This is a genomic window from Candidatus Niyogibacteria bacterium CG10_big_fil_rev_8_21_14_0_10_46_36 (genome assembly GCA_002772995.1).
Lineage (GTDB): Bacteria > Patescibacteriota > Minisyncoccia > 1-14-0-10-42-19 > 1-14-0-10-42-19 > 1-14-0-10-46-36.
Genome location: PFCO01000005.1, coordinates 81,750 through 99,833, shown reverse-complemented (window position 1 = coordinate 99,833; position 18,084 = coordinate 81,750). Strand labels below are relative to the sequence as shown.

20 protein-coding genes and 4 tRNA genes are annotated in these 18,084 nt (G+C 46.9%); 12 read left to right on the top strand and 12 right to left on the bottom strand.

Translation table 11 applies throughout. The features are described from left to right. Positions 1–69 precede the first annotated feature (69 nt). Positions 70–143 (bottom strand) — tRNA-Ala (locus COU47_02600). Positions 144–220: 77 nt separating this feature from the next. On the opposite strand from COU47_02600, the gene COU47_02595 reads away from it, so the two are divergent. The 4 genes from COU47_02595 to COU47_02580 are packed head-to-tail and all read left to right on the top strand — an operon-like array spanning position 221 to position 2,701. Further along, positions 221–1,447 (top strand): hypothetical protein, encoded by a 1,227-nt coding sequence (locus tag COU47_02595; GenBank protein ID PIR69619.1) that lies wholly within the window; start codon positions 221–223, stop codon positions 1,445–1,447. A 3-nt stretch (positions 1,448–1,450) separates the two neighbouring features. Continuing rightward, the gene (locus COU47_02590) at positions 1,451–1,867 is read left to right on the top strand and encodes a hypothetical protein (protein ID PIR69618.1); all 417 of its coding nucleotides are present in this window, start codon (positions 1,451–1,453) and stop codon (positions 1,865–1,867) included. Positions 1,868–1,874: 7 nt separating this feature from the next. Next, on the top strand, positions 1,875–2,234 hold the full coding sequence (locus COU47_02585) for a hypothetical protein (GenBank protein ID PIR69617.1): 360 nt from the start codon (positions 1,875–1,877) through the stop codon (positions 2,232–2,234). Continuing rightward, entirely contained in the window at positions 2,213–2,701 is a 489-nt protein-coding gene (locus COU47_02580) for a hypothetical protein (protein PIR69616.1), read from the top strand. The genes COU47_02585 and COU47_02580 overlap by 22 nt, the downstream gene beginning before the upstream one ends. 52 nt (positions 2,702–2,753) lie before the next feature. Here COU47_02580 and COU47_02575 read toward each other — a convergent pair. The 9 genes from COU47_02575 to COU47_02535 all read right to left on the bottom strand — a co-directional run bounded on the left by COU47_02575 (position 2,754) and on the right by COU47_02535 (position 8,970). Next, positions 2,754–2,827 (bottom strand) — tRNA-Pro (locus COU47_02575). Between the two features lie 8 nt (positions 2,828–2,835). After that, a complete protein-coding gene (locus COU47_02570) occupies positions 2,836–4,293 on the bottom strand; it encodes a hypothetical protein (GenBank protein PIR69615.1) in 1,458 nt (485 codons plus the stop codon). 6 nt (positions 4,294–4,299) lie between these two features. After that, positions 4,300–4,376: transfer RNA gene (locus COU47_02565), tRNA-Arg, on the bottom strand. Between the two features lie 10 nt (positions 4,377–4,386). Next, positions 4,387–4,460 (bottom strand) — tRNA-Arg (locus tag COU47_02560). A 97-nt stretch (positions 4,461–4,557) separates the two neighbouring features. After that, complete coding sequence (locus COU47_02555; protein PIR69614.1) at positions 4,558–5,715, bottom strand: hypothetical protein; 1,158 nt, start codon at positions 5,713–5,715, stop codon at positions 4,558–4,560. A gap of 14 nt (positions 5,716–5,729) precedes the next feature. Further along, positions 5,730–6,713, bottom strand: coding sequence for a hypothetical protein (locus COU47_02550; protein PIR69613.1), 984 nt, complete (start codon positions 6,711–6,713; stop codon positions 5,730–5,732). 190 nt (positions 6,714–6,903) lie between these two features. Further along, on the bottom strand, positions 6,904–8,436 hold the full coding sequence (locus COU47_02545) for a magnesium chelatase (protein PIR69612.1): 1,533 nt from the start codon (positions 8,434–8,436) through the stop codon (positions 6,904–6,906). Positions 8,437–8,519: 83 nt separating this feature from the next. Further along, complete coding sequence (locus tag COU47_02540; protein PIR69611.1) at positions 8,520–8,723, bottom strand: hypothetical protein; 204 nt, start codon at positions 8,721–8,723, stop codon at positions 8,520–8,522. A gap of 22 nt (positions 8,724–8,745) precedes the next feature. Next, positions 8,746–8,970, bottom strand: coding sequence for a hypothetical protein (locus COU47_02535; protein PIR69610.1), 225 nt, complete (start codon positions 8,968–8,970; stop codon positions 8,746–8,748). A 92-nt stretch (positions 8,971–9,062) separates the two neighbouring features. On the opposite strand from COU47_02535, the gene COU47_02530 reads away from it, so the two are divergent. After that, complete coding sequence (locus COU47_02530) at positions 9,063–10,730, top strand: sodium:proton exchanger (protein ID PIR69609.1); 1,668 nt, start codon at positions 9,063–9,065, stop codon at positions 10,728–10,730. 26 nt (positions 10,731–10,756) lie between these two features. Here COU47_02530 and COU47_02525 read toward each other — a convergent pair whose 3' ends face one another. Next, positions 10,757–11,185: a hypothetical protein gene (locus COU47_02525; protein ID PIR69608.1), complete on the bottom strand. Its 429-nt coding sequence runs from the start codon at positions 11,183–11,185 to the stop codon at positions 10,757–10,759. 22 nt (positions 11,186–11,207) lie between these two features. Between COU47_02525 and COU47_02520 the strand changes: the two genes are divergently transcribed. The 7 genes from COU47_02520 (at position 11,208) to COU47_02490 (ending at position 16,923) form a co-directional block, all read left to right on the top strand. Then, the gene (locus tag COU47_02520; protein ID PIR69607.1) at positions 11,208–12,308 is read left to right on the top strand and encodes a hypothetical protein; all 1,101 of its coding nucleotides are present in this window, start codon (positions 11,208–11,210) and stop codon (positions 12,306–12,308) included. Further along, positions 12,308–13,984 (top strand): hypothetical protein, encoded by a 1,677-nt coding sequence (locus COU47_02515; protein PIR69606.1) that lies wholly within the window; start codon positions 12,308–12,310, stop codon positions 13,982–13,984. The genes COU47_02520 and COU47_02515 overlap by 1 nt, the downstream gene beginning before the upstream one ends. 197 nt (positions 13,985–14,181) lie before the next feature. Next, positions 14,182–15,189, top strand: coding sequence for a Holliday junction branch migration DNA helicase RuvB (locus COU47_02510; protein ID PIR69605.1), 1,008 nt, complete (start codon positions 14,182–14,184; stop codon positions 15,187–15,189). Beyond that, positions 15,186–15,392: a hypothetical protein gene (locus COU47_02505; protein PIR69604.1), complete on the top strand. Its 207-nt coding sequence runs from the start codon at positions 15,186–15,188 to the stop codon at positions 15,390–15,392. The genes COU47_02510 and COU47_02505 overlap by 4 nt, the downstream gene beginning before the upstream one ends. Positions 15,393–15,397: 5 nt before the next feature. Then, the gene (locus COU47_02500) at positions 15,398–15,889 is read left to right on the top strand and encodes a hypothetical protein (protein ID PIR69603.1); all 492 of its coding nucleotides are present in this window, start codon (positions 15,398–15,400) and stop codon (positions 15,887–15,889) included. Next, entirely contained in the window at positions 15,886–16,431 is a 546-nt protein-coding gene (locus COU47_02495; GenBank protein PIR69602.1) for a YebC/PmpR family DNA-binding transcriptional regulator, read from the top strand. Before COU47_02500 ends, COU47_02495 begins: the two co-directional genes overlap by 4 nt. 12 nt (positions 16,432–16,443) lie before the next feature. Further along, on the top strand, positions 16,444–16,923 hold the full coding sequence (locus COU47_02490; protein PIR69601.1) for a crossover junction endodeoxyribonuclease RuvC: 480 nt from the start codon (positions 16,444–16,446) through the stop codon (positions 16,921–16,923). Positions 16,924–16,944: 21 nt separating this feature from the next. On the opposite strand, the gene murB is transcribed toward COU47_02490, so the two are convergent. Further along, entirely contained in the window at positions 16,945–17,862 is a 918-nt protein-coding gene (gene murB, locus COU47_02485) for a UDP-N-acetylenolpyruvoylglucosamine reductase (GenBank protein PIR69600.1), read from the bottom strand. Between the last annotated feature and the right edge of the window lie 222 nt (positions 17,863–18,084).

Genomic DNA, 18,084 nt, shown 5'->3' with positions numbered 1-18,084 from the left:
CTTGCGGAAATGCCCGCCCATGCGCGCGGCGGAGCCGCGCGGGGTTCTGTTTCTTCGTCAAATCAAATTTGGTGGACCTGGGGGGAATCGAACCCCCGCCTCCGCAATGCGAATGCGGCATTTTACCACTGAACTACAGGCCCAAAATTGCCCCTCCATACCTACTGTTATATAGTAAAAATATACATTATACTTTCTCATAAAACCAGAGCGCATTTCTATGAAACAAAAAACACCGTCTCGCAAGCAACAAACACATAAAAAGAAAAAAGGCCTTATCGTGTTTGCGATCCCTACATACAATGAAGCAGATAATATTTCTAATATTGTTTCAGTCATAGATACGGGTCTCCAAAAATATTTTAAAGCATACGACGCACTCATTATAAACGCAGATAATGACTCCCCGGACGGAACAAAAAACGCGTTTTTGCGCACGCGCACAAAAAGCAGAAAAAAATATCTCTCTTCAAGAAAACACTACAAAAGAAAGGTAAAAGGAAAGGGCTATAATATGCAAATGGCGCTTGAATATGCCCAAAAACAAAACGCTCTCGCGATAGGATTTGTTGACGGCGATATCCGAAGCGCTAACCCCGAATGGGTAAAAAAACTCATCTCCCCGATACTGAAAGGGTATGATCAAGTATTGCCGATATTTCTGCGCAACGAATATGACGGCTCCATTACAAACATGCTTGTTTTTCCCGTTATGCAGGGATTTCTCAATACCAACATCCGTCAGCCCATCGGCGGAGAAACCGCGCTTTCACGGGATGCCATTAATGTTATGCTGCTGCGAAAATGGAACGATACCGCGCACCTATACGGTGTAGATATTTATTTTGTCATACAAGGCATCATTCACCGGCTGAAAATCGCGCAAGTCTCGCTCGGCATCAAGGAGCACAAGCCGTCTGCGCCAAAGTTAGACAGCATGTTTTTACAGGTTGCGAATTCTCTTTTAGGCCAGCTTCGCTACTACCGAAAAGCCTGGGACAAGCCCCGCATAGAAAAGCAAAACATTCCGACCGTGACGATGACAGGCAAGAATAATCTTCACACTCCCGAAGTAGCATTTAACTACAAGCATAAAAAAGAATTGCTTATTGATGATTTCCGCAGGCACAAAAAAGTGCTTCCTTCTATTTGCAACAAAGCGCTCATCAACTACCTTTCGCGGCATTTAGTTCCTGAAAAGATATTCACGGTATCCGCACGAGACTGGGCGGAGATTGTTTACACCGTTCTTCACAGAAAAAAGCATTTTACGAAGAAGGAACTTGAGGGACTGCGCGTGCTATTCTTTGCTCGATTTCTCACCTATTACCGCGAGGTGCTTGAGATGACTCACGAGTCTTCGGAAAAACACATCATCAAACAGGCGCATACCTTCCGCGTAGTACGACGCCAGCAAAAGTCACGCACCACAGCAGCAAAAATATAGAGTATGACAGCGCATGCACTTCTTTTTACGCTCGCCGCCATAGGGCTCAGCGAGACGGCATACCTCATACGAAAACGGAAAGCGTCCCAAAAACCCCTCTGTTTTATCGGAGAAAACTGTGCTGCCGTTCTCTCAAGCAGACACAACAAAACCTTCGTGCTTATGCATAATGATGTCGCGGGATTTTTGTTTTATGTAGGTATTTCTATTATTACCGCTTTTCTGGTTATCGGCGTGCCTCCTGCTTCATTCTGGCTTTTGCTCGCCAAAATTGGTATTTTTGCAGGAGTGGCTCTTTCGTGCTTTTTTATCTTCCTTCAATGGAAAGTGGTCCGCGCTTGGTGCTTTTGGTGCCTCATGTCATCATTCACCATCTTCGCCATGGCGCTTATTATTCTTATCAAAAATCTTATTGTATAAATTTCGTATGAAAAAAGACGCATCATATCATATCTTACGCATTGCAGTCGGCATAACATTTGTCTGGATAGGCATTTTAATATTCCAGAGCCCGGAAGCGTGGGGAGGATTTGTCGAGCCCTGGGTAGAAAACCTTTTACCGCTTCCACTCAAAGATATCATGCTCGCCACAGCAGCCGTTGATGTTGTTATCGGATTCTTTCTTCTTGTGGATGTATATGTCTGGATATTCGGATTCTTGGGCGCCTTGCACCTTGCAACAGTCCTTATTACATCAGGCATCACAGCAGTAACGGTTCGTGATATCGGTCTTCTGGGAGGTCTTATCGCAATCACTCTTGTGTCATGGAAAACAAAAGCCCGCTGAAAGAACGGTTTTTTGCCTTTCTCCTTATCATAGGTCTTGCGTTCGCTTTTTTGGTGCTTCTCCGGAAGGGTAATGAAACAACAGCCACAGAAACGGCAACTGTTTCTATACGAGATGCGGTTGTTGCGGTAGAAATTGCGGACACAAGCGAAGAACGCGCGCTTGGACTTGGCGGACGCAATCACATGAAAGAAAACGAGGGAATGTTTTTTATCTTTGAGAAGCCGGGATATTATCCATTCTGGATGAAAAACATGGAATTTCCCTTAGACATCATCTGGATAGGAGATGATTTTACAATAACGCATATAGAACACGGGGTTTCGCCTGACACATTCCCGAATCAATATGTGTCCGAGAAGCCCGCCCAATATGTCCTTGAGGTACACAAAGGGTTTTCAGAAGATTATGCCTTTTCTGTCGGAGACGCAGTTATCTTTAACAGAAACGGGGTCATTTCCGAATAGGTTGCGCATCACCACACAAAAAGCACCTGACAGCAGGTGCTTTTTGTTTTGTTTGTCGGAGTGGAGAGAATCGAACTCTCGCTACGGACTCCCGAAGCCCGCGTACTACCACTATACTACACTCCGCAGTTTTTCTATTCTACAAAATATTTTTTCCGTATCTCTTGCACTTCTTTTTCTTCTTCTTCTTCTTTGCGCTTCTTTGCCTCAGCGCCTATTTTCTGCAATTTATTATCAGAAAGCGCACATAATTCACGCACCCGCCCTTCTTCGTATGTCCGCTCGTTTTTAGACGGGTCATCAAGCACCTCTTCTAAAAGCACATGAAGAATGAACCCTACCCGCGGTCCGCCTTCCATGCCGCATATATTCATTACATCTTCACCGTTCACAGCAAGCTGGGATACGGAGAGGGGAGAACGGAGCGCTTCTTCTATCATGGATTCATATTTCCGGAGCCGGTACGGCCGCTCTTTTGGCCTGCCCATTCCAATTCTGTCGCAATACCGCACCTTAAGCAAATCTTCTATATTATCCATACCGACATTGCGCACAATACGGCGCACCGCCGAAAGTGTCACCACTTCAGTATCCGAAAAAAACAAATGCCACCGGACCAGGAGATACACATCGTCAATCATCTTCTTTCCGTACCGAAGCCGCGTAAGCGCTTCTTTTGCCATCTTGGCACCCACCACCTCATGTCCGTAAAATGTAGAATCTTTCCCTTCGCCCCGCTTTGTGCGCGGCTTGCCGGCGTCATGCAAGAGTGCGGCAAGCCGGACCTTCAGCGTCCAGTCATTCTCCACCGCATGCATAAGCGCACGGATGTTGTGTTCCCATACTGTGTAGATGTGATGCTTATTCTGCCCAATATCCCAACCTTCTTCAATTTCAGGCAAGACATAGCGAAGCATGCCCGACTCGCGCAAGCGCTCAAGCCCGCGGTCAGGAGAAGGGGACATGAGCAGTTTTGAAAATTCATCACGGATGCGCTCCTGTGAAATATACTGTAACAGGCCGCCTTTTGTTTGAAGAGCCCGCTCTGTCTGCTCCTCAATCGTATACTTAAGCTCTGAAGCAAACCGCACCGCCCGAAGCATACGGAGCGCGTCTTCCTCAAAACGGTCTTCAGGGTTTCCTACCGCACGGAGTATTTTGTCTTTTAAATCCTTTTGTCCGCCGAACAAGTCAACAATCTTTCCATCCGCAACACGATACGCAAGCGCGTTTACCGTAAAATCACGCCGTCCCAGATCATCATCAAGCGTCTTCGCAAAGGTTACTTCGTCGGGATGACGTTTATCTGAATATTTTGCTTCTACGCGGTACGGCGTTACTTCTACAATAGAAAGCATTGCGTCCTCGGCTCCCGTTTTTACGCCAACGGTACCGAAGTTATTTTCGTATACGCTTTCGGGAAACACCTGTTGGATATCTTCGGGGGTTGCGTTTGTTGTAATATCCCAGTCCTTCGGTTTTTCTCCGCGCAAAAGATCGCGGACGCATCCGCCCACAAGATAACTCTCAAACCCCGCCTGCTCAAGCGACTGAGAGACGGTCTGAATTTCTTTCGGAATAGAAAATGACATAGACAATGGCGTCCCCGAGAGGATTTGAACCTCTGGCCTCTTCCTTCGGAGGGAAGCACTCTAATCCGCTGAGCTACGGGGACAAAACATAAGCGCGCCCGGAGGGACTCGAACCCCCAACCTCCTGGTTCGAAGCCAGACACTCTATCCAGTTGAGCTACGGGCGCACAAACAAATAAAAAAAGTTAAACTCACCTTAAAATACCATGCTTCACACAAAAAAAGAAGCCCTGTCAAGAACATTCCTCGACAGGGCTTTATGAGTTAATTCACAAATACTGGTATGCGATCGGTTCTCACCCAATCAGCTCCTGCCTTAAATCCAAGATGGATCACCGCGGTGTTCCCTTGGATATCTTCCGGCACCCTCCATACAAAATGGTTCGGTATCAAGGACTGGTCAGTTGAGCTTGCGAGCACTATCTCCTCTCTCCAGCCCCCCTGATCCCAGAAAGCAATCTGGAAATGCCATGGCGACTGTGAATCGACTATAGCTGCTCTCCAGGTGATGGTAACCACATCGCCGGGGGATACCTGCGTTCCGCTCTCCGGAGAAAGAATCTCAAGATAGGCATAGTCCGACTTTTTCGGACGACTATCAACGGTATTCCGCGTCTGCTGCTTGGGCATGTTTTGTAGCTCATATCCAAGCTTTTGAGCTGTGCCGGATATAATACCCAACTCCTTTTTCCGTTTTTCGTCTATCTTTGGAACATCCTCAGGAATCATATCCCGCAAGAGCTGTCCCGTTTTGTCATTTCGCATTTTGTCCTTATCAAAAAGTTCATATGTTACGGGATCTATCTTGTATTCCGCAATAATGTCTGTGCTGTAGGGGTCAAAATACCTCGGTTGGTAATAGTGGTACCCCGATGTCAAAACGGCAAGCAACGCCATTGCATACGCAAATCCTTTCGTTGCCCTGATGAAGCCACCGATGCCATCATCGCTTTTGCTTTCTTTCTGATCCTTCTGACTATCCGTTTTAGCTCCTTTCCCTTCCATAACGCGAATAACGAGCGTTAATACCGCGCCGACAATCAGTGATGTAATAATCATCGTCACAGTGAAAGAGAAGTGTGTTCCGTTCTTCTCTGCAAAAAAACGAATAAAGAAGAACACGAGTGCGAATGACGCGGCAACTCCGCTAAACCGGTATATCGGGGGCCAAAGCGCACGCATCATTGTGCTTCCCATTGCTTGGGCCGCATTGCTCATCTTTTCTTTGGAAGAGAAAAATGCCTTCCATAACATAACGAGAGCAAACACGGCTATCGCGACATACGCGGGCCATCCTATTTGGACGACCGTGTCACTCAAACGGTTTAATACTACAAGCAGAAGACCTGCGCCAAGCGCTATCTTTCCACACTCCTGAACGCGCGCACGCAAATCTTTTTTCGGCGTGTTTGTATCCGCCATGATACGCCTCCTTGTTATGAAATCTTAGCTATTGTTTCATCTATCTTAGCAACAACGCTGTCTACTTTGTCCTGTACATCTTTTGCCGTTTTTTCAGCGCCGTGCTTTTTTTCGGTCAATAGCTCCCGTAAAAGCTCTACAAACGAGCCTCCGAGAGAAAGCGCCGTAGCGTTCCAATTGCCCTTCACTGCTTCGGCGTATTCCTTCGTAACCTCCGCGCGCGCGCTGCCTTTGATGCGGATTGCATCGGCATCAAGGCCCACATACTCCGGATCGATCTTTATGTTGTGATCGATGACTTTGTAGCCGACCTTTTTACACTGCACGGAAAGCAAGCGCTTTGTTTTCTTTTCGATTTCGTCCTGGTGTTCGACGATATCCATGGGATTTTCGTATTTGCCGGCAACCGATGAAACGATATCCATCATTTCCGTTGCAAAATAATCCCATCGCTGCTGATCATCACGGAGCTTATAGGCAAGAATAGCGGGCTTTTGTCCCCGTATCGCCTTGCCGTCGTTCAGCTGGAACGAACCAAAGAGGTCAAGTTTCAGCCTGATAGTTTTTCCATTGTACCGAACGATAATTTCCTGGTCCGGAAGATTGATATCTATAATCTTTCCGTCCATGATCCTCCAAGTAAAGAACGGCCACAGCACTCCGCGCCAGTTTGCAGTATCATATACCCAGACCGGGTCGCCTTTCCTGGTAAGAACCAGTTTATCCGGATATGCATGCGCTGAGAACGCCTGCGAAATATAGAGCGCCGACACCCCTATGAATGTCAGCGTAAATTCCCACGAAAGCACTCCTCTCCAGGAAAGTGAAAACGCGTATATACTTCCGAGCACAACACCCAATAAAAGAATATTTGCGGTGATATGCATAACGCGCAAGTTCCATGGAAGAGACTCTCCGGAAGCCTTCGTCTGATTTTGAGACGAAGGCGATATCCCCATGCGCTGTAATGTATCCTGAATGCCTTTTTTAAGGCTCATGTGACTAACCTCCTTTTGTGAATTTTTGTTCAATTTTCAAGGATTTTTACGGTGCTAATTATACCACTAAAAAATATAAAAATCAAGCCTTTTCCCAAAACATCAAAAAACCTTTGTTTTAAGCCAAAATAAACGGCTCACACCCCGTGTGAGCCGTTTATTCTTATACATATATAAAGGAGGGGGGAGGTCAAAGGGATTTTTCTTTCGGCCGGTATTGAAGCGCTTCCATAATGTGGTTCTTTTCAACGCTTCTGCTTTCTTTTAGATCCGCGACGGTGCGTGCAACCTTAATGACCCGATGATATGCGCGCGCAGAAAGCTTCAACCGCTCTGCGGCCTGCAAAAGGGCGGCGCGCGCCTCTTTTGAAAGAAGCGCATGCGCTTCAATATCCCGCACATTCATTTCACTGTTCGTAAATATGTGCCTCTTGCTGCGCCGAAAACGCTCACGCTGTATGCCGCGCGCACGCATAATGTGTGCACGCATGTCTGCAGAAGACACAGCATGCGGGTCTTTTTCATCCAATTTTTCGTGAGGAATTTCGCCAACATCCACCCATACATCAATGCGGTCCACAATGGGACCAGACAATTTCCGCTGATAACGAAATAATGATGACGGCGAACAGGAGCATTCTTTTGTCTTTGATCCAAAATATCCGCACGGACACGGATTCATTGCCGCAACCAGCATAAAGCGCGCGGGGAATTGCACAACGCTTCGTGCGCGCGCGACAGTAATAAACCCATCCTCAAGCGGCTGGCGCAAGGCTTCAATGATGCGCCTATCAAATTCGGGAAACTCATCCACAAAAAGAATGCCACGATGCGCAAGCGTTATTTCTCCCGGCTTTGGGAACGCACCGCCGCCGACCAAAGAAACATACGATGATGTATGGTGTGGGCTTCTGAACGGACGCGTACTCATAAAAGGCGCGTCGGGAAGCATTCCTGCAACACTATGAATTGCGGTAACCTCAAATGCCTCTTCCAAAGAAAGCGGGGGAAGAATCCCAGGCAAAGCACGGGCAAGGAGTGTTTTTCCGGTACCTGGCGGGCCCGACATGCCCACATTGTGACCTCCTGCTGCCGCTATAACAAGCGCTCGTTTTGCAGATTCCTGTCCCCGGATATCATTCATATCAAATTCGTATGCCGCGCCATCCGCGTGAAACGGTTTTCGCTCAAACGGCACTATCTCCACATTCCCAGAAAGATGATCGGCGACATCAGCAAGCGTGTGCGCCTCGTGCACCGCTATATCCTGTATAAAAGATGCCTCTTTGCCATTTCCTTTCGGGAGCACAACTGATGTGAATCCTTTCTCTTTTGCTTTTTTAATGAGCGGTAAAATGCCTTTTACCGGGCGGAGCTCTCCGTTAAGCGCAAGCTCGCCAAGAAATAAAGTGCGCTCCGGTGTGGAATGAATCTGTTTTGAAGCCAAAAGATACGCAACCGCTATCGCAAGATCAAAATACGGACCCTCCTTTTTGATATCCGCCGGCGCGAGAGAAGCAATAACTTTTTGGTTTTTCTTATGGGGCGGATAAAAGCCCACATTTGCAATAGCATAGGAGATGCGGTGACGCGCTTCATCAACCGCCTTGTCGGCAAGCCCCACAATGGTAAATGAGCGAAGCCCCTGAGACACATCGAGCTCTACATCTATAATATTTCCCTCAAGCCCGGTCACTTGAGCCGCATGAACTTTTACCGACATATTGGCTCTAGTGTATCAACTTTTCCCCGCACAAAGCAACAAAAAATCCCCCTCGCGAAGAAGGGGATAAGAAAAACAAAGTTTTACATGCCGGGATTTGGCGGGGACATGGGAGATGACGGTATTGCCGCCCCTCCTTTTTTCTTCTTATCTACAAACCGCCAGATAAGGCCGACGACAAGCATGCCGCCGAAAAAGAACGGCCCAAATCCAAAAAGGAAAAAGAGGCCCGCCAATACTACTGCCCAAATACCGATGGTTATTGCGTTTACTCCTTCTAATTTCATATAAAAAACGGATTACTAATAATTATATTTCAAGCCCATTTTGTGCAAGACACGTCCGATATTGCGATTCAAGAAATGAAGACGAATGCGGGACATGCGCTTGCACATAACACTGCTTGCGAATAACAATGGGACGATATTCAAACCAAATAAATCCGAACACGGTGAGCACAAACCCCGCGATAGAAAGCCAGATGATAACATCATTGCGCACGTCTTCGTGGGCTTTTGTTTTCTTTGCCGGCATATTGTTATTATACCGTCTGCAATGTTTTTAAAAAAATAAAACTGTGCATTACCCGCACCAAATGCGCACGCATATATGGTATTCTTAAATTAATGATAGAACTTGCAATCGTCATTGTGATTGTCGCGGCACTCGGCATACTTGCAACGCTCTTGCGGCAACCTTTGGTGCTCGCGTATCTGGCAACCGGCGCAATCATTGGGTATTTTGGTTTCTTCCATGTAACCGACCGGGAATTTTTCCGGGTGTTTTCGGATCTTGGAATCATGTTCCTTCTTTTTTTAATAGGACTTGAGATAAATTACACATCGCTCCGCCTGGTAGGAAAAACCTCTCTCATCATCGGCATGGGACAGATACTGTTTACTTCTCTTATTGGATTCGGCATATCAACGCTTCTCGGATTTGGCATGCTGCCGTCTCTTTATATTGCGATCGCACTCACATTTTCAAGTACCATTATCGTTATCAAGATACTTTCAGACAAAAAGGACCTGAACAGCCTTTACGGAAAGATAAGCATCGGATTTTTGTTAGTACAGGACTTTGTCGCCATTCTTATTTTGATATCGCTTGCCGGGATTCAGGCTGACGGATCGTTTTTGCTCAAGCCCTTGCTGATAACGCTTGCTGAAGGCATCGGTCTTTTCCTGCTGATGCTCTGGCTGGGAAGAAAAATTATGCCAAAGGTTTTTGATATTATTGCGCACTCACAAGAACTTCTTTTTATCGCAAGCCTGGCGTGGGTGTTCTTGATAGCGGCAACCGTATCGCGTATCGGGTTTTCGATAGAGATAGGCGGCTTTCTTGCAGGACTCGCCCTTGCAAACTCATCGGAGCACTTTCAGATAGCAAACCGCATAAAATCACTCCGTGATTTTTTCATTCTTATTTTCTTTGTCATTCTTGGTTCTTCGCTTGCGCTTACTCATTTTGACGGCCTTGCTCTTCCTATCATACTGCTTTCAGCGTTCGTGCTGATTGGAAACCCCCTTATCGTTATGGTGCTTATGGGTCTTATGGGGTATCGTGCGCGAACCAGTTTTTTTGCGGGTGTCACTGTCGCGCAAATCTCGGAGTTCAGCCTTATCCTTGCGGCCCTCGGCCTAAAGACCGGGCACATCGCGGAAGAAACGGTTGCAATCATTACCGCAGTGGGCATTGTCACAATCACGCTTTCTTCATACCTCATGATACACTCGGAACGCATCTTTAAATTGCTTGAACGGCATCTCCGGATATTTGAACGCGCGCACCCCGCCCAAGAAGCTCTCCCCGGCATTGCACAAAAACGGATTATTCTTTTTGGGTTTCACCGCACCGGGAAAAGCGTTGCAACAGAGCTTCCAAAAGATGAATTCTTGGTAATAGATTTTGACCCCGAGGTCATCCAGAGACTCCGAAAAAAGAATATCGCATGCGTATTCGGCGATATGCGCGACTCGCTTGTGCTGGATGAGGCGGGCGTACGCCAGGCAAGCGTTGTTATTTCCACCAATCCCGACCTAGAAGACAATTTGGTACTTTTACAGCATCTGCGGCGGACAAAAAAACGCCCGTCCATCATTGTGCGGGCGCGTACAGATTTTGATGCAGACGCCCTGTATCGCGCGGGCGCCCATTACGTTATTCTTCCGCACTTCACCACCGGAAAATACATTGGAAAGGCGGTGAAGCAGGGGATAACAAAAACAAGCCTTGCTGCTCTTAAGAAAAAAGACATCGCCCTTTTTGAGAGACGCAACGAACTTCTCGCATAAACAATAACACCTCGCGTTGCGAGGTGTTATTCTGAGTGCTCAACGCATGTCCGCGCCGCAGGATTTGCTTCTAGGCGCTTCATGTCCATCTTTTCTCCGCCTTTTTCGCATGTCCCGTATATTCCTTTCTCTATTCTCTCAAGCGCTGCGGCGACTTCTTTTAACCGTTCTTCGAGCTGGTATTCTATGCCGACCATGTTGTCCATTTCCTCAAATGTGTCGGCCATTTCGTTTGCGTCAGATACCATGGGGTTCATATCCGGAGATGTCGGCTCCCAGTCACCCTTTACATCAGGATTCGGCCGCGCCATTTTTTTCAGCTCGCCCTCTAAGCGCGTTTTTTCTTCTTCCAGTTTTTGGTGAAAATGCTCAAACTCTTTCATATGCCCCCTATCATACACCAATAAAAGCAAACATGGAAGAGCGCGCCTGCTTGAAAAAAGGCGCACATTCATTTATATATAAGGCATATCATCTATGAACGAACTTGCCTCCGCCATACACACCCTCATAGAAACGCATGAACGGTTCTTGATAGCAACCCGCCCCCAAGCACAGCGTAATGTTATTTTCGCGCGCGAGGCGCTTCGTTTTGCGCTTGCAACACGGGGAGCAAAAGCAATTGCTCTTCCGGAGCTTTCTCCGTCGCACACAAGCGAATGGGCGGGCATTCTTCCTCCGAAAACACCCGCATCAATACCCGCGAAAATAATTATTTCTCTCCCGAAAAACAAAACAAAAGAAGTGCAATACAAAGAACACGATGACACAACAACATTCGTCATCACCCCAAAAGAAAAAATGGACGCCAAAGATATTACCGTCCGCGAAGAACTTCCTGAGGTGGACGTGGCATTCTTCTTTTTTCCGTACGAAGATTCATTCCGAAACGAGGTTATAAAACATGTGTCGCTTCCATCAAAAGAAAAAATGGTGTTTTTGCTTGAGAATGAAAAAACAATGGCAGAAAAAATTTATACAATCTCAGAATCAACAACATTCCGTCCGGAAGAAGAGATTGTGTGGGCAACTCTTTTGTATTGCTCCCTGGTTCTTGAAACAGATAATTTTCGCATAAAAACAAATGCAGACTCATTTCACCTCGCAGAACAGCTGGTAAAGCGGGGAGCAAATACCGACGCACTTGCAGCCCTTGAAGAGCAGAAGGAGGGAGATGGCGGCCGAAATCTTTCGTATGCCCAAATTTTGGGACGAGCGCTTGCGCGCACCCAGGTAGATGAAGCAACGCACTCATCCTGGACATTCCTTACCCAGAAAGACTTCCAGAAAAGCGGTATACAAAGTGACAAAAAGGAGGTTGCAGTAAAAGATGTCCTTGAGTATATAGAGCGAATTGTCCCGCGCGTAGAAACATCGTTTCTGCTCTGGGAGGGGAACCCGCATGTCTCATGCATCATCAAAAGCAAAAACAACGCGTTTATTTCACGCTGTGCGGCAACCGACTCATTTTCATGCGCGCGCACAGTGTGCCGAGGGGAGGATTTTTCTTCGTTTACCCACGCAGAACTAAAAATCCGTGAATTGTTGAAAGAGACAAAATACGATACAATTATGTAATGGCGGACTTGCGCGAAGAACAGGAGAAGCGATTAGCAGAGTTTCGCAAGAAAGAAGCCGAGGATCTTACGCGAATACTCGCACGAAAATACGATCTCTCTTACATCGATCTCTCCGGAATCACTATAGACCTCGACGGGCTTCAGATATTGAAAGAAAAAGACGCGCGTCGGGGACAAGTGGCTATTTTCCAAAAGATAGGAAAAAAACTCCGTATCGCAATTAAAAGTCCGAATCTCGATGAGACGAAAGAGGTGCTTTCGTCGTTGCAAAATCTCGGGTACTCTTACGAGCTTTTTTTGGCGTCCGAACACAGCCTGGAGCGCGCATGGTCGCGGTACAAGGAGGTCCCTGAATTTATAGAAACAAAACGCGGATTCATAGATATTTCAGTAGAACGGCTCCAGGAATTTTCAGAAAAAATAGACAATGTGGAGACGCTCCGCACTACACTCGACCCAATGATACATACAACGCAACAACGGAAGGTGTCCGAAATATTAGAAGTGGTTCTTGCGTCCGCCCTTAAACTTGGGGCGTCAGATGTTCATGTGGAACCTCAAGAAAAAGAGGTGCGCATGCGTCTGCGTTTGGACGGCATACTGCAGGATATTGTTATGCTGCCATTCCCCGTCTACAAACTCATCCTTTCGCGGGTAAAACTCGTCTCGGAGCTGAAATTGAATATTCATGAAAAGCCGCAAGATGGTCGGTTTACCATCCGCCCGGAAGAGGGGCGGGCAATTGAAGTGCGCACATCAATCCTTCCCGGCGCATACGGCGAATCTATTGTTATGCGTATCCTCGATCCGGAAACAATCTCCATTGAGGTCGCAAACCTTGGCATGTCCCCACAACTCCAATCGCTTGTAGAAGAAAATCTCAAAAAACCAAATGGCATGATACTGACCACTGGGCCGACCGGTTCAGGAAAAACAACAACACTCTACGCATTTATTAAAAGAAAATATACGCCCGAAGTAAAAATAGTGACCATTGAAGACCCAATTGAGTATCATATTGTCGGCATCAACCAAACGCAGGTAGATGCAGCAAAAGGATATAGTTTCGCGACCGGTCTTCGCTCCATCTTGCGCCAGGACCCCGACATCATCCTTGTTGGGGAAATCCGCGACCTCGAAACCGCAAACACAGCAATGCACGCTGCGCTCACCGGCCATTTAGTATTCTCAACACTCCACACAAACGACGCCGCAGGCACCATTCCACGATTGATAGATCTCGGAGTGCGCCCGTCCATCATTGCGCCTGCAATCAATATGTCTATGGCTCAGCGTCTTATCCGAAAACTCTGCGACGCATGCAAGAAAAAAAGCGCCCCTTCTCCTGAAGAGAAAAAGCGCATTGAGGAAACCATCGCGTCGTTTCCTGAGGGCGTCGGGCACCCCGACATATCCAAGCCATTTTCTTTATACCATCCGGGTAAATGCGGTGAATGCAACTTTACAGGGTATAAAGGGCGTGTCGGCATCTTTGAGATACTCCTTATTGATGATGCCGTAGAGCGCCTTATTCTCGAAAACCCTTCTCACGCACAGCTTCGCAACGAAATGAAACGCCAGCGTATTCCAAATCTTTTCCAAGATGGTATCTTAAAGGTATTGGAGGGGCTTACCTCAATAGAAGAGGTTGAGCGCATGGCGGGAGAAAAATAAAAAACCCCATAGTCTCTAGGCAATACCCGCGCGAGGCGAGTAACGGATATAACACAGAGGAATACCCCAGCCGGAGCCAGAATACCCTTCGTGCAACACCCAAAAAGCAAAGTTATATAGATTGCCTAGAGGATATGGGGTTCTTCAATAAACCGCTTGCATTGTAGCAAAAAAAATACATTTTGTCAAGAAATACCATGACCATAAGCAAACCAAGCCAACAACAAGAAGACCGGTCTATAGATTCCGCATTACGCCCCAATCTCTGGAAAGAGTACATAGGACAAGATGCAATAAAGGAAAATATCGCACTATTAATCCGGGCCGCACAAGAGCGGAAGGAGCCCGTAGAACATGTGTTCTTCCACGGGCCGCCTGGCCTTGGAAAAACTACGCTCGCGCACCTCATTGCACACGAAATGAATGCACAGATCAAAACAACATCCGGCCCGGCAATAGAACGGGTGGGGGATCTTGCTTCTTTGCTTACCAATCTTTCCTCGCACGATATTCTTTTTATAGACGAGATACACCGTTTAAATAAAACAGTAGAAGAAGTGCTTTACCCCGCGCTTGAGAATAGGACAATAGACATTATTATTGGCAAAGGACCCGGCGCGCGCTCCATTCAGCTTGAACTCCCGCCGTTTACACTCATTGCAGCAACCACCCGCGTTTCTCTCCTTTCTTCTCCGCTCCGTTCACGGTTCTCAGGAGGAACATTCCGTTTGCAGTATTATACTGAAGAGGAAATACAAAAAATTATACACCGCTCAGCACGTATTTTAAGCGTAACGCTCGACGACGATGCCTCACGTATTATCGCCGGGCGCGCACGCGCAACGCCCCGTGTCGCAAACCGCCTACTTAAACGTTGCAGGGACTATGCCCAGGTTCACGGATTTCCAAGCATCAGCAAAGAAGTCGCGGACAACACGCTCCGCATGCTCGGAGTAGACGAAAAAGGCCTGGAAGATGCGGACCGTCGCGTACTTGCGGTACTTATAGAAAAATTCGGCGGAGGACCGGTAGGAGTGCAAACACTCGCCGCAGCATCTTCCGAGGAAGCAGCTACCATAGAAGAAGTATACGAACCGTATCTTTTGCGGCTTGGGTTTATTGAGCGGACACCACGAGGACGACTCGCAACAGAAGCCGCCTGGAATCATCTCAAGAAAAACCCGCCGCAAAAAACTCTCTTATGAACATAGCTATCATCGCACACAGCATTATATTGATAGGCATGTTCGGCTTCATCGGTCTTTTGCTTCATTACAAACAAGAATATTCATTTGAAAAGAGGCGCAAACAATCCACCGTGCTTGCGTTCGGCATTATTATTACTATTCTCATGGTTCTTTCTACCATAGCGCTCTTCCAAGTGCCCTGGTCAGCATTTCTTTCATAGGCCATATGACAATAATTCATCCCGGAGAAAAAATAATACGCGTCGTCCACCGGCACTGGATAGTGGTCGCGCAAAAGATGACCATGGTTGCATTTCTCATACTTGTACCGATTGTCGGCCTGTTTCTTCTTCCGCTTTTTGTGATTCCGGAAGCGCTTGCTGCGCTTGCCGTGTATCTTTTCTCTTTGTATACTCTTTTCATAGCAGTAATCGCATTCGGCATGTGGATGGATTATTATCTTGATATCTGGATAATTACTTCGGAACGTATCATTGATATCGAGCACAAGGGCGTTTTTAACCGGGAAGTGTCAGAATTTATGATGGAGCGCGTACAAGACGTTACTACACATAATCCGAACTTCTTATCACTTCTCCTCGGATACGGCACAATTGAAGTGCACACCGCGGGAGAAAAAACATTTGTCGGACATGATCTCCCCAATGTAAAAGAGATCAAAGACATTATTATTGAAACACGAATGAAAAGAGCATGAGCGGTCATTCAAAGTGGTCACAAATAAAACACAAAAAAGCAGCAACAGACGCAAAGAAAAGTAAGACATATGGGAAAATAACCCGCATGATAGCGGTTGCAGTACGCCAAAACGGAGCCGACCCCAACACAAACCCCGCACTTCGGGTAGCTATAGGCAAGGCAAAAGAGGCGAATATGCCGTCTGATAATATCGAGCGCGCAATAAAAAAAGCTTCGGGAGGGGATAAGGAGCAGCTTGAGGAACTTTTGTTTGAAGCATATGGCCCAGGAGGTGCGGCTCTTCTTATTACTGCGATAACCGACAACACAAACCGAACAACAGGAGAAGTAAAACACATACTTTCAAAGAACGGCTCAAAGCTTGCCGAGCGGGGTGCGGCTCAATTTTTATTCACAAAAACAGACAAAGGGTGGGAATCAAATACGCCACTGCAAATAAACAAAGACGCGGAGACGCAGCTTCTTCGCCTGTTTGATGAACTTGACGAACACGATGATGTTCAGGATTTTTACACGAACGCAGAGTTTTCTGAAGAATAACCAGGCATTTCCATGAACCCAAAACCCAAAAAAGTCCTTGGCATAGACCCCGGCTACGGACGGCTAGGCTGGGCTATCATAGAACAAAAAAATGGGAAGGATGTACTGGTTGATGCCGGTTGCTTTGAGACATCGCCGCGCACCCCCTACCAAGAGCGCCTGCAGTCGGTAGGAAGCCATGTGACAGATCTGTTTCTTACACACAAGCCCGACCTTCTCGCGATGGAAAAGCTCTTTTTTTATAGCAACCAAAAGACCGCTATGAATGTTGCCGAGATACGGGGCATGATACTGCACATAGCAGGCGCAACCCCCACAAAAGAATTCACCCCCGCACAGATAAAACAAGCGGTATGCGGATACGGCAAGGCGGACAAAAAACAAATGCAGAGCATGACCGCTCTTCTTTTGGGATTAGCGAAACCTCCCCAGCCCGATGATAAGGCAGATGCCATAGCGGCGGCGCTCACCGGAATGCACCATGTATTATAAAACTCGGCATATGCCGAGTTTTTAGAATCCAAGGTATCGTATTTCTTCTTCAAGCATAACGCCGTATACCCGATATACCCGTTTTTTTAGCGTATTGATGATATACCGCACATCGTTCGCGCTTCCTCCGCCGGTATTAATAATCAAATTTGCGTGGTAATCGGCTACCTGAATCTTGCCCCTTTTCATACCCTTCGCGCCAACCGCTTCCAGCAGCACTCCCGCAGGAATTTTCCCATGCGCTATCTTTTCTTTCGGTATCTGCCGCGAAGCTATCCTGCCGTTTTTGCTTTTCGCTATTATATTCTTAAAAATACTTCCTGCACAGCGCAACTGTTGCGGATATTTTTTATTTCGAATGGTGCGTATGCGCCGTGATATTTTTTTTAGATCATCCGCGCTGTCTTTCTTGAATATAAGAGTTGCGGAAAGTATAATCCATTTTTTTTTCTTGAATATGCTCTCCCGATAGCCAAACCCGCACTCCTTCCGAGAAAGCGCACGGATGCGCACCCCATCAAACACCCGAACGCGCTCCACAACCTCTTGTATTTCGTGGCCGTATGCGCCAGCATTTCCATACAGTGCTCCTCCTACTGTTCCCGGGATGCCCGCGAGCGCTTCCAGTCCGGAAAGCCCTTCTTTGTTTGCCTTATTAATAAGCGCTTCAAGCAAAACACCCGCATCAACACGCACCCTGTTCCGTTTTTGAGCAATTGAGTTTGTACGCACAGCGATAACCGTTCCTGCATACCCTCCGTCATGCGCAATAACGTTTGTTCCTCCCCCCAGCACAAAAAATTGTCTGCCCTCAGTGCTCATTTTTTTCGCACAACCAACCAGATCTTTTTCATTTTTTGCGTATACTATCTCTGATTTCCCGCCTATCCCAAAGCGGGTTATGTCTTTCAAAGATTCTGTTTTCATACCGCATATCATATCATCATATATGCGCTATTCACAGTTTTATTTTTGGGGGTTTACAAAATAATCTCCACTTGGTATATAAAAGTTCTAGGGGGAAGATTTGCAGAAATCACCCCCAGAGGGTCGCTAATTATCACTATTAGTTATCGTATATATGGCTTACGAGGACATTCTCTTACAAGACGACGACGTGGAAGAGGAAGAAAACATGGACATAGAAGACGGTGATTCGGA

Coding starts and splice junctions, on each gene's coding strand:
- COU47_02585 (PIR69617.1), top strand. CDS start 1,875: ATGAAAAAAGACGCATCATATCATATCTTACGCATTGCAGTCGGCATA.
- COU47_02505 (PIR69604.1), top strand. CDS start 15,186: ATGAACATAGCTATCATCGCACACAGCATTATATTGATAGGCATGTTC.
- COU47_02545 (PIR69612.1), bottom strand. CDS start 8,436: ATGTCGGTAAAAGTTCATGCGGCTCAAGTGACCGGGCTTGAGGGAAAT.
- COU47_02550 (PIR69613.1), bottom strand. CDS start 6,713: ATGAGCCTTAAAAAAGGCATTCAGGATACATTACAGCGCATGGGGATA.
- COU47_02510 (PIR69605.1), top strand. CDS start 14,182: ATGACCATAAGCAAACCAAGCCAACAACAAGAAGACCGGTCTATAGAT.
- COU47_02490 (PIR69601.1), top strand. CDS start 16,444: ATGAACCCAAAACCCAAAAAAGTCCTTGGCATAGACCCCGGCTACGGA.
- COU47_02500 (PIR69603.1), top strand. CDS start 15,398: ATGACAATAATTCATCCCGGAGAAAAAATAATACGCGTCGTCCACCGG.
- COU47_02525 (PIR69608.1), bottom strand. CDS start 11,185: ATGAATGTGCGCCTTTTTTCAAGCAGGCGCGCTCTTCCATGTTTGCTT.
- COU47_02555 (PIR69614.1), bottom strand. CDS start 5,715: ATGGCGGATACAAACACGCCGAAAAAAGATTTGCGTGCGCGCGTTCAG.
- COU47_02590 (PIR69618.1), top strand. CDS start 1,451: ATGACAGCGCATGCACTTCTTTTTACGCTCGCCGCCATAGGGCTCAGC.
- COU47_02580 (PIR69616.1), top strand. CDS start 2,213: ATGGAAAACAAAAGCCCGCTGAAAGAACGGTTTTTTGCCTTTCTCCTT.
- COU47_02595 (PIR69619.1), top strand. CDS start 221: ATGAAACAAAAAACACCGTCTCGCAAGCAACAAACACATAAAAAGAAA.
- COU47_02535 (PIR69610.1), bottom strand. CDS start 8,970: ATGCCGGCAAAGAAAACAAAAGCCCACGAAGACGTGCGCAATGATGTT.
- murB (PIR69600.1), bottom strand. CDS start 17,862: ATGATATGCGGTATGAAAACAGAATCTTTGAAAGACATAACCCGCTTT.
- COU47_02540 (PIR69611.1), bottom strand. CDS start 8,723: ATGAAATTAGAAGGAGTAAACGCAATAACCATCGGTATTTGGGCAGTA.
- COU47_02520 (PIR69607.1), top strand. CDS start 11,208: ATGAACGAACTTGCCTCCGCCATACACACCCTCATAGAAACGCATGAA.
- COU47_02495 (PIR69602.1), top strand. CDS start 15,886: ATGAGCGGTCATTCAAAGTGGTCACAAATAAAACACAAAAAAGCAGCA.
- COU47_02570 (PIR69615.1), bottom strand. CDS start 4,293: ATGTCATTTTCTATTCCGAAAGAAATTCAGACCGTCTCTCAGTCGCTT.
- COU47_02530 (PIR69609.1), top strand. CDS start 9,063: ATGATAGAACTTGCAATCGTCATTGTGATTGTCGCGGCACTCGGCATA.
- COU47_02515 (PIR69606.1), top strand. CDS start 12,308: ATGGCGGACTTGCGCGAAGAACAGGAGAAGCGATTAGCAGAGTTTCGC.